This window comes from Ferrigenium sp. UT5 (genome assembly GCF_045866295.1).
Classification (GTDB): domain Bacteria; phylum Pseudomonadota; class Gammaproteobacteria; order Burkholderiales; family Gallionellaceae; genus Sideroxyarcus.
This window is the reverse complement of the sequence record NZ_BAAFRY010000004.1, coordinates 15,385-28,755: the sequence shown is the minus strand read 5'-3', so window position 1 is coordinate 28,755 and position 13,371 is coordinate 15,385. Positions and strand designations below refer to the sequence as shown.

At 61.1% G+C, this 13,371-nt stretch carries 16 protein-coding genes and 1 riboswitch; of the genes, 3 read left to right on the top strand and 13 right to left on the bottom strand.

The features are described 5' to 3' along the window. Positions 1-7 precede the first annotated feature (7 nt). The 6 genes from cysC to fur all read right to left on the bottom strand — a co-directional run bounded on the left by cysC (position 8) and on the right by fur (position 5,272). Positions 8-631: an adenylyl-sulfate kinase gene (gene cysC / locus ACKTSJ_RS02150; protein ID WP_407896930.1), complete on the bottom strand. Its 624-nt coding sequence runs from the start codon at positions 629-631 to the stop codon at positions 8-10. Between the two features lie 188 nt (positions 632-819). After that, a complete protein-coding gene (locus ACKTSJ_RS02145) occupies positions 820-1,689 on the bottom strand; it encodes a glycosyltransferase family 2 protein (protein ID WP_407896928.1) in 870 nt (289 codons plus the stop codon). After that, the gene (locus ACKTSJ_RS02140; RefSeq protein WP_407896926.1) at positions 1,686-2,945 is read right to left on the bottom strand and encodes an AmpG family muropeptide MFS transporter; all 1,260 of its coding nucleotides are present in this window, start codon (positions 2,943-2,945) and stop codon (positions 1,686-1,688) included. The genes ACKTSJ_RS02145 and ACKTSJ_RS02140 overlap by 4 nt, the downstream gene beginning before the upstream one ends. Then, positions 2,942-3,544 (bottom strand): methionine biosynthesis protein MetW, encoded by a 603-nt coding sequence (gene metW / locus ACKTSJ_RS02135; RefSeq protein ID WP_407896924.1) that lies wholly within the window; start codon positions 3,542-3,544, stop codon positions 2,942-2,944. The genes ACKTSJ_RS02140 and metW overlap by 4 nt, the downstream gene beginning before the upstream one ends. Next, entirely contained in the window at positions 3,541-4,674 is a 1,134-nt protein-coding gene (locus ACKTSJ_RS02130) for a homoserine O-acetyltransferase (RefSeq protein ID WP_407896922.1), read from the bottom strand. The genes metW and ACKTSJ_RS02130 overlap by 4 nt, the downstream gene beginning before the upstream one ends. A 38-nt stretch (positions 4,675-4,712) precedes the next feature. Beyond that, a riboswitch (SAM riboswitch) is annotated at positions 4,713-4,787 on the bottom strand. Between the two features lie 59 nt (positions 4,788-4,846). After that, positions 4,847-5,272, bottom strand: coding sequence for a ferric iron uptake transcriptional regulator (gene fur, locus ACKTSJ_RS02125; protein ID WP_407896920.1), 426 nt, complete (start codon positions 5,270-5,272; stop codon positions 4,847-4,849). Positions 5,273-5,372: 100 nt separating this feature from the next. Here fur and ACKTSJ_RS02120 point away from each other — a divergent pair, with 100 nt between their 5' ends. Genes ACKTSJ_RS02120 through ACKTSJ_RS02110 form a run of 3 tightly spaced genes read left to right on the top strand, consistent with a single transcriptional unit; the run spans position 5,373 to position 7,310 of the window. Continuing rightward, positions 5,373-5,684, top strand: coding sequence for a cupredoxin domain-containing protein (locus ACKTSJ_RS02120; RefSeq protein ID WP_407896918.1), 312 nt, complete (start codon positions 5,373-5,375; stop codon positions 5,682-5,684). Positions 5,685-5,709: 25 nt separating this feature from the next. Then, complete coding sequence (locus tag ACKTSJ_RS02115) at positions 5,710-6,564, top strand: FTR1 family protein (protein WP_407896916.1); 855 nt, start codon at positions 5,710-5,712, stop codon at positions 6,562-6,564. A gap of 2 nt (positions 6,565-6,566) precedes the next feature. Further along, positions 6,567-7,310 (top strand): hypothetical protein, encoded by a 744-nt coding sequence (locus ACKTSJ_RS02110; protein ID WP_407896915.1) that lies wholly within the window; start codon positions 6,567-6,569, stop codon positions 7,308-7,310. 136 nt (positions 7,311-7,446) lie between these two features. Here the strand turns inward: ACKTSJ_RS02110 and ptsP are convergent, their stop codons facing one another. The 7 genes from ptsP to ACKTSJ_RS02075 all read right to left on the bottom strand — a co-directional run bounded on the left by ptsP (position 7,447) and on the right by ACKTSJ_RS02075 (position 13,328). After that, positions 7,447-9,171 carry a phosphoenolpyruvate--protein phosphotransferase gene (gene ptsP, locus ACKTSJ_RS02105; RefSeq protein WP_407896913.1) on the bottom strand — a complete coding sequence of 575 codons (1,725 nt, stop codon included), beginning with the start codon at positions 9,169-9,171 and terminating at the stop codon, positions 7,447-7,449. Next, positions 9,168-9,437 (bottom strand): HPr family phosphocarrier protein, encoded by a 270-nt coding sequence (locus ACKTSJ_RS02100; RefSeq protein ID WP_407896911.1) that lies wholly within the window; start codon positions 9,435-9,437, stop codon positions 9,168-9,170. The genes ptsP and ACKTSJ_RS02100 overlap by 4 nt, the downstream gene beginning before the upstream one ends. A gap of 4 nt (positions 9,438-9,441) precedes the next feature. After that, a complete protein-coding gene (locus tag ACKTSJ_RS02095; protein WP_407896909.1) occupies positions 9,442-9,840 on the bottom strand; it encodes a PTS sugar transporter subunit IIA in 399 nt (132 codons plus the stop codon). After that, the gene (locus tag ACKTSJ_RS02090) at positions 9,840-10,040 is read right to left on the bottom strand and encodes a hypothetical protein (RefSeq protein WP_407896907.1); all 201 of its coding nucleotides are present in this window, start codon (positions 10,038-10,040) and stop codon (positions 9,840-9,842) included. Before ACKTSJ_RS02090 ends, ACKTSJ_RS02095 begins: the two co-directional genes overlap by 1 nt. Beyond that, a complete protein-coding gene (locus tag ACKTSJ_RS02085) occupies positions 10,037-11,035 on the bottom strand; it encodes an FAD:protein FMN transferase (protein ID WP_407896905.1) in 999 nt (332 codons plus the stop codon). Before ACKTSJ_RS02085 ends, ACKTSJ_RS02090 begins: the two co-directional genes overlap by 4 nt. 152 nt (positions 11,036-11,187) lie before the next feature. Further along, a complete protein-coding gene (gene gshA, locus ACKTSJ_RS02080) occupies positions 11,188-12,459 on the bottom strand; it encodes a glutamate--cysteine ligase (RefSeq protein ID WP_407896903.1) in 1,272 nt (423 codons plus the stop codon). Positions 12,460-12,629: 170 nt separating this feature from the next. Further along, a complete protein-coding gene (locus ACKTSJ_RS02075; RefSeq protein ID WP_407896901.1) occupies positions 12,630-13,328 on the bottom strand; it encodes a hypothetical protein in 699 nt (232 codons plus the stop codon). Between the last annotated feature and the right edge of the window lie 43 nt (positions 13,329-13,371).

Genomic DNA, 13,371 nt, shown 5'->3' with positions numbered 1-13,371 from the left:
GCTGGATTCAATCCTGTTTCAGGATGCTGCGGTGGATCATGTTGCCGAGCACCTGTTGCACGCAGGCATCGAGCTCTGCCTTGCCGGTAGCGACCGTGAGTTCCGGACTCGATGGGGGTTCGTAGGGCGAAGAGATGCCGGTGAAGTCGCTGATCAACCCAGCCCGTGCTTTTTTGTACAGCCCCTTGACGTCGCGCGTCTCGCAGACTTCCAGCGGGGCTTCGCAATAGATTTCCATGAAGTCGCCATGCTCGACCATGCCGCGCACCCGCTCGCGGTCAGCGCGGAACGGCGAGATGAAGGCGGTGAGCACGATGATGCCGGCTTCCATGAAGAGCTTGGCGACTTCGCCGATGCGGCGGATGTTTTCGATACGGTCTTTTTCAGAAAATCCCAGGTCACCGCACAGGCCGTGGCGGACGTTGTCGCCGTCCAGCACGAAGGTGCGGCATCCGCGCTGGTGCAGAGTTTCTTCGACGGCGTGGGCGAGCGTGGATTTGCCGGCACCGGACAGGCCGGTAAACCAGAGGATGGCGCCGCGATGACCGTTTTGTGCTTCGCGCCGCGCGCGGGTGACGGTGGCGTGATGCCAGACGACGTTGCCGGATGATTTGTTTGGCGCTTCACTCATGCGCTTGCTCCCGCAAAACTTTTTGCGCTGCTTCGTGCTGCAATGCCTCGACCTTCGCACGCAGGCACCCGTATTTTGGCACCCTGGCCTGAAGAAATCCCGCCGTCATGCGCGCGCCGGACCCGATTCCTTGCGGCGCAGCGAAAGCAGGGAATCACCACACGCACCGGAACAGCGTGATTTCCCCATCATGTGCATGTCCAGAACGGAGGCAAGCCCAGCATGCGCCGGCCCCAGTCAAGTGCTTTTCGTGCTACCCGCTCGCCCAGTAATTTCCATATGATTAACCGCAGATACACCCGCACCGCCGCCATCAGCCAGAACCGTCCCGGCAAATAGTGGCCATGCATCCGCTGCGCGCGCCTGACCTCGCGCAATTGCCGCAGGGAATTTGCCGGTGTGCTGCTGATGCCGCCTTGTCGCATTGCGACCGTGATGATGTCCGGCATAAAAAAGGCATCGGCCTCGTTCAGTTCGCGCAGCAGCAATTCATAATCGCCTGCAATGCGGAAGGTTTCATCAAATTGGCCATGCCGCTCAAAAATGCTGCGCCGGTGCATTGCGCCCGGATGGGGAATGCACATGATCTGCCTGAAGCGCCCTTTTATTTTTTCCCACGGCGCTCCAACCGGGTAAAGCGTAACGCCTTCATTGTTAAGCAGCATGATTCGACCGTAGGCCACGCGGATGTCAGAGGGCAGTGTTTCCAGTTGTGCAGCCTCCCGCTCCAGCACCCGTCCATCCCAAAAATAATCGTCTGCGCCCAGAAAGCATATCCACTCGCCTTGTGCCCGTGCCAAGCCCTTGTTCCAGGCGTTATAGATCCCGCGGTCCGGCTCTGAAATCCAGGTTCGGATTTGCTCCCGGTTGGCCTCCAGCAGATCGACCGTGCCATCGGTAGAGCCGCCATCGATAACAATCAGCTCCTTGTTGGGATACGTTTGCCGCGCCACACTGTCAATACAGTGCTGCAAGGTTTTCTTGTTGTTAAGGGCCGCAATGATAATGGTAATAAGGGGAGGCGTCATGCCCACTGGATTCAGGTGACGATGCATCATATCTGCACACCGTTTCCGGCTTCACCCCACGGCGCAACCTTCAGCAACAACACCATTCCCGGTATCGCCAGCACCGCACACAACAAAAAGAACATCGTCCACCCCATGGATTCCACCAGCCAGCCCGTCGCCGCGTTGGCGAAGGTGCGCGGGATGGCCATCAGGCTGGTGAACAGGGCGAACTGGGTGGCGGTGTAGGCGGGGTGGGTAGTGCGGGCGATGAAGGCGACGAAGGCGACGGTGCCTAAACCTACACCCAACGCTTCGAGGCCGATCACGATGGCGAGCTGGGCGCGCTCGGCGACGCCGATGGTGTCGAAGTGGCCGTGCGAGGCAAGCCAGGCAAAGCCGAAGATGGACACGATCTGCACCACGCCGAACAGCCACAGCGCGCGGTTGATGCCGATCTTCACCATCCACAGTCCGCCCAGCAGGCCGCCGATAATCGACGGCCACAGGCCGGCATTCTTGGCGATCAGGCCGATGTCGGTCTTGGAAAAACCCATGTCCAGATAGAACGGTGTCGCCAGCGCAGTGCACATGCTGTCGCCCAGCTTGTAGAACAGCAGGAACGCCAGTACCAGCAGCGCGCTGTTCCAGCCCTTGCGGGTGATGAATTCATGGAACGGTTCGACCACAGCCTCGCGCAGGGTCTTGGGCGGCGTGGCGCGGTGCGGTTCGCTCACCATCAGCGTCATGGCGATGCCGGGCAGCATGAACAGCGCGGTGATGATGAACACCGTGCTCCACGGCAAAAAGTCGGCAAGGATCAGCGACAGCGAACCCGGCACCAGTCCGGCGATGCGGTAGGCGTTGACGTGGATGGCGTTGCCCAAGCCGAGTTCGACATCACTCAACAATTCGCGCCGGTAGGCATCCAGCACGATGTCCTGGGTGGCGCTCAACACCGCCAGCAGAGTAGCGATCCAGGCGATGGCGACCAGGTCGCTGCCCGGCGAGAAGCCGCCCATGACAGCGATGGTCACCAGCAGGCCGATCTGCGTCAGCAGCATCCAGCCGCGTCGCCGCCCCAGCACCGGCACGACATACCGATCGAGGAACGGCGACCAGATGAACTTCCACGTGTAGGGGAACTGGATCAGCGCGAACAGGCCGATGGTCTTCAGGTCCACCTGCTCGCTGCGCAACCACGCCGGCACCAGATTGAACAGCAGAAACAGCGGCAAGCCGGAAGCAAAACCCGTGAACACGCATATCAACATGCGTTTGGTGAACAACTGTTGCCAGACGCTCATGCCTCGCGCTTGAAGCGATACACCGCCACGCTGCCGCGCAGGTTAGGCAGCAGGTTGACGTCGCCGCGCTCGTTCATCACATGACGACCCAGGATGCGGATATGCAGGTGGTCGCACAGCAGCTCGAAATCGTTCAAGGTGCACAGGTGCACATTGGGCGTGTCATACCACTGGTAAGGCAACTGTCTCGACACCGGCATGTGGCCGTTGATGATCTGCAAGCGGTTCTTCCAGTAGCCGAAGTTCGGAAAGCTGATGATGCCTTCACGCCCGACTCTGACGATCTCGTTCATCAAGGTCTCGGTATGGCGCGTGGCTTGCAGCGTCTGCGACAGGATGACGCAATCGAAAGAGGCGCTCTCGAAGTCCGCCAGTCCGTGATCCAGATCGTTCTGGATCACATTCACGCCGTTGGCGATGCAGGCGGCGATATTGGCGGCGGCGATCTCCACGCCGTAGCCGCGCACCGCGCGCGTTTCGCGCAGGTAGCGCAGCAGACTGCCGTCGCCGCAACCCAGGTCGAGCACGGATGAGCCTTGCGGAACCCAGGCGGCGATGGCGGCCAAATCGGGACGGGATTGGATGATGGCCGGACTCATGCTGCGCACTCCCTTGCCACGTTTTCCAGGTAGTTTCGCACCACGGTGAAGTATTGCGGCGCGTCCATCAGGAAGGAATCGTGGCCGTGCTGCGAAGCGATTTCGGCATAGCTGACGTCGCGCTTGTTGTGCAGCAGGGCGCGCACGATCTCGCGCGAGCGCTCCGGCGAGAAGCGCCAGTCGCTGGAAAACGACAGCACCAGGAAACCGGCGCGGATCGGCGCGAAGGCAGCCGCCAGATTGTTCCCGGCATGCCGCGCCGGGTCGAAGTAATCCAGTGCCTTGGTCATCAGCAGATAGGTGTTGGCGTCGAAGTAGGCGGCGAACTTGTCGCCCTGATAGCGCAGGTAGGACTCGACCTCGAACTCGATGTCGTACCCGTACTGGTATTCGCCCGAACGCAACCCGCGCCCGAACTTGCCGGCCATCGCGTCATCGGAAAGATAGGTGATATGTCCCAGCATGCGGGCCAGGCGCAGCCCGCGCGTCGGGACCACGCCATGCTGGTAGAAGTCGCCGCCGTGAAAATCGGGATCGGTCAGGATGGCGTTGCGTGCCACGTCGTTGAAGGCGATGTTCTCGGTGGTCAGGCGCGGCGCGGTGGCGATCGCCAGCACGTGGCGCACCCGCTCCGGGAAGGAGATCGCCCACTGCATCGCCTGCATGCCGCCCAGGCTGCCCCCCATCACGGCGGCGAACTGGCGGATGCCAAGCCGGTCGGCCAGTTGCGCCTGCGAGGCGACCCAGTCTTCCACGGTCACCATCGGAAAACTCGAACCGTAGGGTTGGCCGATGGCGGGATCGATACTGGATGGCCCGGTCGAGCCGTGGCAGCCGCCGAGATTATTCAGTCCGATGACGAAGAACTGGTCGGTATCCACCGGCTTGCCCGGACCGATCATGTTGTCCCACCAGCCGACATTTTTTTCGTCATCCGCGTAAATCCCGGCGACATGATGATGTCCCGACAGCGCGTGACAGACGAGGATGGCATTCGATTTATCGGCATTCAGCGTGCCATAGGTCTCATAGACCAGCTCGAATTGCGGCAATACGGCACCGCTCCTGCAGGCAAGAGGGGTATCAAAAAGGGCGCGCTGCGCCTTGACAATGCCGACCGAAGTACTCAAAGCCACTCCAAATGAAAAACCCGCGCAGCTTTTAGCCAGAGCGGGTTACCTCGCTTTAGCTGGAATGTTTAACGTGCCCCGCAAGCTGAACTCAAATCGGCACGGAACGAAGTTTCCGTGTTTTATGAAATGCTGTCAATGTGTTCCGGGCGGCATTCTTTAGCGGTTTCCTTTAGCGTTTATGCGGGCATTTCTTTTTATTGCAATCCGCGTAGATGTGAAGCGAGTGGTCATGGATGGTGAAGCCGAGTTCGGTGGCAACTTTTTCCTGACGCGCTTCAATGGTCTTATCGTAGAACTCCTCGACATGGCCGCATTGCAGACAAACGATGTGATCGTGATGTTCGCCCTTGTTCAGTTCAAACACCGACTTGCCGCCTTCGAAATGGTGCCGCACCAGTATTCCGGCCTGCTCGAACTGGGTCAGCACGCGGTACACCGTTGCCAAGCCCACGTCATCCCCGCTGCTGAGCAACTGCTTATAAACGTCTTCCGCGCTCACATGGCGTTCTTTGCTGTTTTCAAACAGCTCCAGCATCTTAAGCCGTGGCAGGGTGGATTTGAGACCGGCACTCTTGAGGTGTTCAGGCTGGTGCATATCGTTACCTCCCGCTTAGTTCGAAGAATTATGCCGGAAACTGGTTGCAATTACAAATGAGAACAATTATCATTAGCATTAAATTACCGAGGAGATTGCCTTGAAACGCTTGCTGCTTGTCACCCTACTCTTTCCATTCACCGCGCACGCGGCCAACTATATGCTGACAATTAAAGACCATCAATTCCAGCCGACCGAGCTCACGGTTCCGTCCGGCACGAAGATCAAGCTCCTGATCGAGAATCAGGATGCCACGCCGGAGGAATTCGACAGCCATTCGCTGAACCGGGAAAAAGTGATCGCCGGACACGGCACCGCCACGATTTACATCGGCCCGCTTGCCCCAGGGCGTTACCCGTTCACCGGAGAATTTCACGAAACCACCGCCCAAGGCGTCATCGTCGCCCAATAGTCCAATAAAACACACGGAGAGCGCCATGTTTGGAACCGCAATCATTGTTTTTCGGGAAATACTGGAAGCCTCCATCATCATCGGGATTCTCGCTGCCGCGACGCGCAACATTCCCGGCAGCAGACGCTGGCTGGCCGCCGGGCTGCTGGCGGGGCTGGTGGGTTCCGGCGTGGTCGCTGCGTCTACCGACGCGATCGGATCGCTGGCCAGCGGCATCGGCCAGGAGATTTTTAACGCCATCGTGCTCGGCATCGCGGTGCTGATGCTGGCATGGCACAACATCTGGATGTCGTCGCATGGTGCCGCGCTGGCGGCCAACGCACGCCGGGTGGGCGGTGCCATTCGCGACGGCAACCGCGAGGGTTCGGTGCTATTGGTCATCGTCGGACTGGCCGTGCTCAGAGAGGGATCGGAAACCGTGCTGTTCCTCTACGGCATCGCCGCCTCGGGCGATGGCGGGCAGTCCTCAATGATACTCGGCGGCATGGTCGGCATGCTGCTCGGCATCGCGGTCGGCTACACGATTTATGCCGGGCTTCTGCGCGTGCCGATGCGCTGGTTTTTTGCCGCAACCGGCGTATTGGTGTTGCTACTGGCGGCCGGCATGGCCTCGCAGGCCGCGCATTTCCTGATCCAGGCCGACTTGCTGCCCAGCCTCGCCGCCCCTCTGTGGGACACCTCGGCGGCACTGCCGGAAAACGGACTGCCCGGCATGTTGCTACACAGCCTGATCGGCTATGACTCGCATCCAGCCGGCATGCAATTAGTGTTTTACGTCACCGCATTGGTCGTCATCGCCAGCGGCATGAAATGGGCTAAACGCGCCCATCAGCCAACGCCTTCAACCCCCTCATCCGCCCCATCCACAGGGGCAGTTTAATCATGAAATTCCGTACGCTCGTTCTATGCCTGGCCACCGCCCTGAACACCGGCATCGCCTGCGCCGGGCCGGCGGATTATGTCTTCACCCCCGCCGTCGAATATGGTGAACGTGAACTTGACGTGAAATTCGGTTCGGCCCGCCAGCCGGACGGCTCGGACAAACAGGTGGGCAGCTTTGGTTTTGGCTATGGTGTCTCAGAGACCTGGTTCACCGAGATCTACCTGAAGCGTGAGATCGTTTCGACGGCCGAAAACCTGACCGTCGTCGAATGGGAGAACAAATTCCAGTTCACCGACACCGGGCAATATCCGGTGGACATCGGCTTCATCACCGAACTGGAAGCCCCGTTAAGCAGCAATGCACCGTGGGAACTCAAGCTCGGCCCGTTGTTCCAGACCGAATTCGGCAAGCTCCAGTTAAACGGCAACTTACTTCTTGAACGCGCGTTCGGAAAGGCGGATGAAAGTGGCGAGTCATTCGGCACCAACCTCGGCTACCAGTGGCAAGCCAAATACCGCTGGCAACCCATTCTGGAATTCGGCGTACAGGGCTTCGGTGAGATGGGAAAATGGAACGACTGGAACAAACGGATCGACCAGAACCACCGCATCGGCCCGGCAATCTTCGGCAAGTTCGCGCTCCGCAACCGGCAAGCCATCAAGTACAACACCGCATGGCTGCTCGGGGCAAGCAACGCCGCGCCTAACCACACCTTCAGGATGCAGGTCGAGTATGAGTTCTAGGGTAGTGTCGCACGCTATCTGGAACTTATGCCAAGGTGCGGGAAGCCCTTGTGGGTCGGGTTTTAACCCGACATGTCGGACTGAAGTCCGACCCACAAAGGTTCGCAATAAGTATCGTTAAGAGTGCAGCACTACACTAGGCATTGAGCCGATCCAGCAGCTCGCGTATTTTCAGCGGGTCATCGGCACGCAGAATCTTTTGCGCGAGGGGTGTGATGTCCGCCAGGTTGCTGGTCAGCACACGCTGCTTGGTGGCGAGCAATTGCGCCGGGTGCATCGAGAACTGGCGCAGCCCCAGGCCGAGCAGCAAGCGGGTATAAGCCAGCTCGCCCGCCATTTCGCCGCACACCGAAACCGGCACGTTCGCCTTGTTGGCGCTGCCGATGACGTGTGCCAGCAGTTCCAGCACGGCCGGGTGCAGCGGGTCATACAGGTGAGAGACTTCCTCGTCGGTGCGGTCGATGGCCAGGGTGTACTGGATCAGGTCATTGGTGCCGATGGAGAGGAAATCGAGTTTTTTGATGAACACGCCGAGCGCCAGGGCGGCGGCCGGAATCTCGATCATGCCGCCGATCGGCACGTCGGGTTTGCAGGGAATGTCGTCTGCCAGCAGTTCCTGTTTGACCGTGGCGATCATCTGCAGGGTCTGGATGATCTCGGATGCGCCGGACAGCATCGGCACCAGAATCTTCAGGTTGCCGTACACCGAGGCGCGAAACAGGGCGCGCAACTGGGCGCGGAACAGTTTGGGTTCGGCCAGGCACAGGCGGATGGCGCGCAGCCCGAGTGCGGGATTGCTGGCGACACGGGTGGCCCCCTTGAGTTGCTTGTCCGCGCCCAGGTCGTAGGTGCGGATGGTGACCGGCAGCTCGCCCATCCCTTCCAGCACGGCGCGATAGGCCTCGAACTGCTCTTCTTCGCCCGGCAGATCGTCGCGGTTGAGGAACAGGAATTCACTGCGGAACAGCCCCACCCCGGCGGCGCCATTTTCCAGCACCTGGGCCACATCGCCCGGCATTTCGATGTTCGCCTGCAGTTCGATGCGGGTGCCGTCCAGGGTGTTGGCGCGCGCGGTCTTCAGCCGTTTCAGTTTTTGCCGTTCCAGCGCCCATTCGCTCTGGCGCAGTCGGTACTCCGCCAGCATGTTCTTGTCCGGATCGACGATGACCACGCCCTGCTCGCCATCGACGATGAGCATGTCGCGGTCCTTGATGAGTTCGCGCGCGTGATGCAGGCCGACCACGCACGGCGTATTGAGGCCGCGTGCAACGATGGCGGTGTGCGAAGTGGCCCCGCCAAGATCGGTGAGGATCGCGCAGAACTGGTGCGGCTTGAGCTGGATCAGATCGGCGGGGCTGACATCGTGCGCCACCAGCACCGTTTCGCCCTCGTGCTGGGGTTCAGGGGGGACATGGCCGGGATGACCGCCCAAGATTTTCAGGATGCGTTCGACCACCTGGATCACATCGGTCTTGCGCTCGCGCAGATAGGCATCGTCGAACGCCTCGAACTGGGTGACCAGCGCGTCCATCTGGCTCTTCAGTGCCCATTCCGCGTTGCAGTGCTCGTTCTTCACCATTTCCAGCGCGGCATGGCTGATGTGTTCGTCGGCCAGGATCATCAGGTGCAGATCGAGGAAGGCGTCGAACTCCGCCGCCGCCTGTTGCGGGCGATTGGCGCGCAGGGCGGTCAGCTCATCGCGTGTCGCTTGCAAGGCCGCCTCCAGTCGCGCGACTTCTTCGGCCACCAGATGTTTGGGCAACACGTAATGCACCACCTCGAGCGAAGTGTGCGAGACCAGATGCGCGCGCCCGATGGCGATGCCGCTGGAGACCGGCAGGCCGTGAAGGGTGAAGCTCATTCGCCTTCCCCGAAGAAGTCTGCAATCAGCGCCAGCAAGGCGTCCATCGCCTCCTGTTCCCGCTCGCCCCCGGTCTCGATGGTGATGGTCGAACCCTTGGCGGCGGCCAGCATCATCACGCCCATGATGCTTTTCGCGTTGATGCGCTTGCCGTTGCGCGACAGCCAGACCTCGCAGGGAAACTGGGTGGCGAGCTGGGACAGCTTGGCCGATGCGCGCGCATGCAAACCGAGCTTGTTGATGATCTGGGCCTGTTGTTGTTGCATGGTTCTATCCTTGTTCTTCCGGGTTCATCGGCACGATGCACTCGCGCCCGCCCTCGATGGCGATCTGCGCCATCTCGGGCATGGTCTTGCTGGGGTGGCAGACCACGCGCAACAGCATGGGCAGGTTCACGCCGGCGACGCCCATGATGTGCTCGGCGTGGCAGAGCCGGCGCGCGACGTTGCTCGGGGTGGCGCCGTAGATGTCGGCCAGAATCAGCACGCCCTTGCCCTGGTCCAGTTGCCGCACCAGTGCGTGCCCCTCGGCCAGTTTTTGCTGCGGGTCATCATTCGCACGCACCGACAGCACCCGCACATTGTTCGGCACCGCGCCGAGCACGTGCTTGACGCAATCCACCAGGCTCTTGCCCAGATCGTTGTGCGCCACCACCAGAATTCCCGCCATCACACGACTCCCAATCCATATGCCACCAGCACCGCCAGGAGCGGCAGTGCCACCCACCCGTATCTTCCCAGCCAGCGCAGCATGCCGGCCTTGAAAGCCTCATCCGCCCGCTCGGTCTCGACCTGCGCGCGGATTTTCCGCAACGCGTGCAAGCCGGTGGTGCGCCGAATATTTTGCTGCAATGGGTCTTCGGGATTCATGGCTCGACACTGCGTACCGTATTGCGGTCCGTGAATTCTAGCCGTTTCTGCATCGCCCCGGTGAGATGCACCGCGCCGGCGCCGTCGATCAGCAGCGCATCGTCGAGCTGCATCTGCCGCGCCGCCGCGCGCCAGCCTGCGGAACCCGAAATGAACAGGGGTTTGGAGGCCGCATCCGAGCGCAGGCCGGCATGCGCCCCGCGCGTCAGGATGGTGACCGCCTGCACGCCCTGCACCGGCATCCCGCTGCGCGGATCGATGATGTGGCAATAACGTTTGCCGCCCAGCTCGAAATAGCGCTGGTAGTCGCCCGAGGTGCCGATGGCCTCGCCGTCGTGCAATTCCAGGGTTGCCAGCGGGCCGGGTTTGCGCGGATGCTGGATGCCGACGCGCCAGGGGCGATCGCCGTGCGCGCCCAGCGCCAGCACGTTGCCGCCGATGTTGATCAGCGCGTTGCGGATGCCGAGTGCCTGCAACAACGTTGCGGCGCGATCCAGCGCGTAGCCCTTGGCATAGCCGCCGAGATCGAATTTGACGGACCGGTTGCGGCTGCCGATCTGCGCGCCCTTGAACACCAGATCGCCCATTTCGGGATCCGCTTTGAGCAGCGTCGCGACCTTGCGCATATCGGGCAGCACCGGCTTGAAGTCGTCCGCCTGAAAGCCCCAAGCCTGGATCAGGCCGCCGATGGCGGGGTTGAACAGGTTGCCGGATTGCTGCGAGACACCGGCGGCATCGCGCAACATCATCACCAGTTCAGGAGTGGCCTTGAAGGTCTTGCCCTGTGCGATGGCGGTGTTCAACGCGCTGAGCTCGGAAGGTTGCCAGGCATGCAGCATGTCGTGCAGCCGCTGGAATTCCGCCAGTACGGCCGCCGTGCCGCGCCGCGCCTTGGTCTCGTCTTCGCCGTAGATGCTGACCTCGACGATGGTGCCGAAAACGTAAGCCTGTTCCTGATAGAACGGTTCTTTGCTGCAACCCGCCAATAAAAACAAAAGCGCACCACAGAGACATAGAGACACGGAGGAAAACCAATCCGGGAACAGGGACGTGGCCGGTGTATTCGAGAAAAAACGTGAATAAAATGGCAGCGTTGTTTCTTGCTTTTCTCTGTGTCTCTGTGTCTCTGTGGTAAATGGTTTTAATCTCACGCAGTCAATTCCTCCAGCTCGATCGAGGCCGCCAGCAAGGCCAGGCGCGCCACCACGCCGTAGGCGTAGAAACGGTTGGGCGTGTCGTCCGGCGCGCTATGCGGATTGGGCAGGGTGCAGCTGCTCTCGAACGCCAGCGGCACGAAATGCATGCCGGGCGCGTTCAGGTTTTCGTCGGTGCCGCGCCCGGTATGCACCCGATAGAACCCGCCGACCACGAAGTGATCCACCATGTACACCACCGGCTCGGCCACCGCCTCGTTGATCTGTTCGAAGGTATAGACCCCCTCCTGGATCAGCACGTCCGAGACCTGCATCCCTTCCTTCACCACCGCCATCTTGTTGCGCTGTTTGCGGTTCAGATCGCGCACTTCGCTGGCATCCTTCACCGTCATGATGCCCATGCCGTAGGTGCCGGCATCCGCCTTGACGATCACGAAGGGGGCATCCTTCACGCCGTATTCCGCGTACTTGGCGCGCATCTTCTGCAACACCACATCCACCTTGGCGGCCAGACAGTCCTCGCCGGTGCGCGCATGGAAATCCACCTCGCCGCAGACATCGAAATACGGATTGACCAGCCACGGATCGATATCCAGCAAGGCGGCGAAATCCTGCGCCACGTGATCGTACGCGGCGAAGTGTTTGGATTTGCGCCGCGTGGTCCAGCCGCCCTGGAGCGGCGGCAACACGTTCTGCTCCAGACCGCGCAGCAGTTCGGGCACGCCCGCCGACAGGTCGTTGTTCAGCAACACCACGCAGGGATCGAAATCGCCGATGGACAAGCGATTGCCCTTGCGCAAGATAGGTTCCAGCGTGAGCGTGCTGCCATCCGCCAGCGCAATGTCCGTGGCCTGGGTAATCTCCGGCAGCAGACTGCCGACGCGCACATTTAAGCCGGATTGTTGCAGGACCCGTTTCAGCATCAGCACATTCTGCAAATAGAACTGGTTGCGCGTGTGGTTCTCGGGGATCAGCAGCACGCCGCGCGCCTCGGGGCAGATCTTCTCGATCGCGCTCTGCGCGGCATGGATGCACAGCGGCAGGAAATCGGGGTTCAGATTGTTGAAGCCGCCGGGGAACAGGTTGGTATCGACCGGCGCCAGCTTGAAGCCGCTGTTGCGCAGATCGACCGAGGCGTAGAACGGCACCGTGTGTTCCAGCCACTGGGTGCGGAACCAGCGCTCGATGCTCGGCTGTTCGGTCAGGAAGCGCCGCTCCAGATCAAGCAGCGGGCCTTTGAGTGCGGTGGTGAGATGGGGGACCATGATGAGTCTGCGAATAACAATGCAGTCATTCTAGTGTAGTGCTGCACTCTTAACGATACTTATTGCGAACCTTTGTGGGTCGGACTTCAGTCCGACATGTCGGGTTAAAACCCGACCCACAAGGGCTTCCCGCACCTTGGCATAAGTTCCAGATAGCGTGCAACACTACACTAGCGCGGCAATCGGTTGCGCAGCGCGTCGCGGTCGAACCACCAGCGGTCGCCGACCAGCCGGTCAACCACCCCGGCCAGGCGCGGCAGGAACACCTGCGGGTCGCGCAGTTGCAGCCTTTCCAGCCACTTGTCCATCGCTGCCTGGCCCTGCACGTTGCCGTGGCGCTGTGCCACGGTGGCCAGCAGATGGCCGGTCAGGAAGGACAGGTTCTCGTGCTGCGCGTCGTCGGCGCGCAGATCCACCACGTAACGCGCGGTGATCGCCGCGACGGCTGCGCCGTCCGAGTCGTTCGGGGTCTCGTCCACGACGTGGATCAGCAGGGCCACGGTCAGCTCCGGATCGACCGGGAAGGTCACCGCCAGCCAGATGCCCATGCCCAGCGCGGCCAGCGATTCGGCTTGTTTTGCCTGAAACAGCACATCGCAGGCTTCCACCGCATCCGCCCAGGCTTCCTGCTGCATGCAGGTGAAGAACGCTTCGCGCGCGATGTCCCAGGCTTCCTTGCCGCGCTCCAGCGCGTTCAGCACTTCGGCGACGTCGAGCTGCAACCTTGCGCTCGGCAAGGGCTCGGCTGCGGCGGCAAGCGCTTGCAGCGCATCTGCAAGCTGCTTCTTCAGCCCTGCGCGTTCTTCGGCGCTCAGTCCGTCAATATTGTCATGGACGAGTTTTGTGATGTTGAGGGTCTGCTCTTGCATGATCGTCCTGCGGTGCATTCAGTGAGGGCGGCAGTGTAACCCA

Coding starts and splice junctions, on each gene's coding strand:
- cysC (WP_407896930.1), bottom strand. CDS start 631: ATGAGTGAAGCGCCAAACAAATCATCCGGCAACGTCGTCTGGCATCAC.
- ACKTSJ_RS02145 (WP_407896928.1), bottom strand. CDS start 1,689: ATGATGCATCGTCACCTGAATCCAGTGGGCATGACGCCTCCCCTTATT.
- ACKTSJ_RS02140 (WP_407896926.1), bottom strand. CDS start 2,945: ATGAGCGTCTGGCAACAGTTGTTCACCAAACGCATGTTGATATGCGTG.
- metW (WP_407896924.1), bottom strand. CDS start 3,544: ATGAGTCCGGCCATCATCCAATCCCGTCCCGATTTGGCCGCCATCGCC.
- fur (WP_407896920.1), bottom strand. CDS start 5,272: ATGCACCAGCCTGAACACCTCAAGAGTGCCGGTCTCAAATCCACCCTG.
- ACKTSJ_RS02115 (WP_407896916.1), top strand. CDS start 5,710: ATGTTTGGAACCGCAATCATTGTTTTTCGGGAAATACTGGAAGCCTCC.
- ACKTSJ_RS02110 (WP_407896915.1), top strand. CDS start 6,567: ATGAAATTCCGTACGCTCGTTCTATGCCTGGCCACCGCCCTGAACACC.
- ptsP (WP_407896913.1), bottom strand. CDS start 9,171: ATGAGCTTCACCCTTCACGGCCTGCCGGTCTCCAGCGGCATCGCCATC.
- ACKTSJ_RS02100 (WP_407896911.1), bottom strand. CDS start 9,437: ATGCAACAACAACAGGCCCAGATCATCAACAAGCTCGGTTTGCATGCG.
- ACKTSJ_RS02095 (WP_407896909.1), bottom strand. CDS start 9,840: ATGGCGGGAATTCTGGTGGTGGCGCACAACGATCTGGGCAAGAGCCTG.
- ACKTSJ_RS02090 (WP_407896907.1), bottom strand. CDS start 10,040: ATGAATCCCGAAGACCCATTGCAGCAAAATATTCGGCGCACCACCGGC.
- gshA (WP_407896903.1), bottom strand. CDS start 12,459: ATGGTCCCCCATCTCACCACCGCACTCAAAGGCCCGCTGCTTGATCTG.
- ACKTSJ_RS02075 (WP_407896901.1), bottom strand. CDS start 13,328: ATGCAAGAGCAGACCCTCAACATCACAAAACTCGTCCATGACAATATT.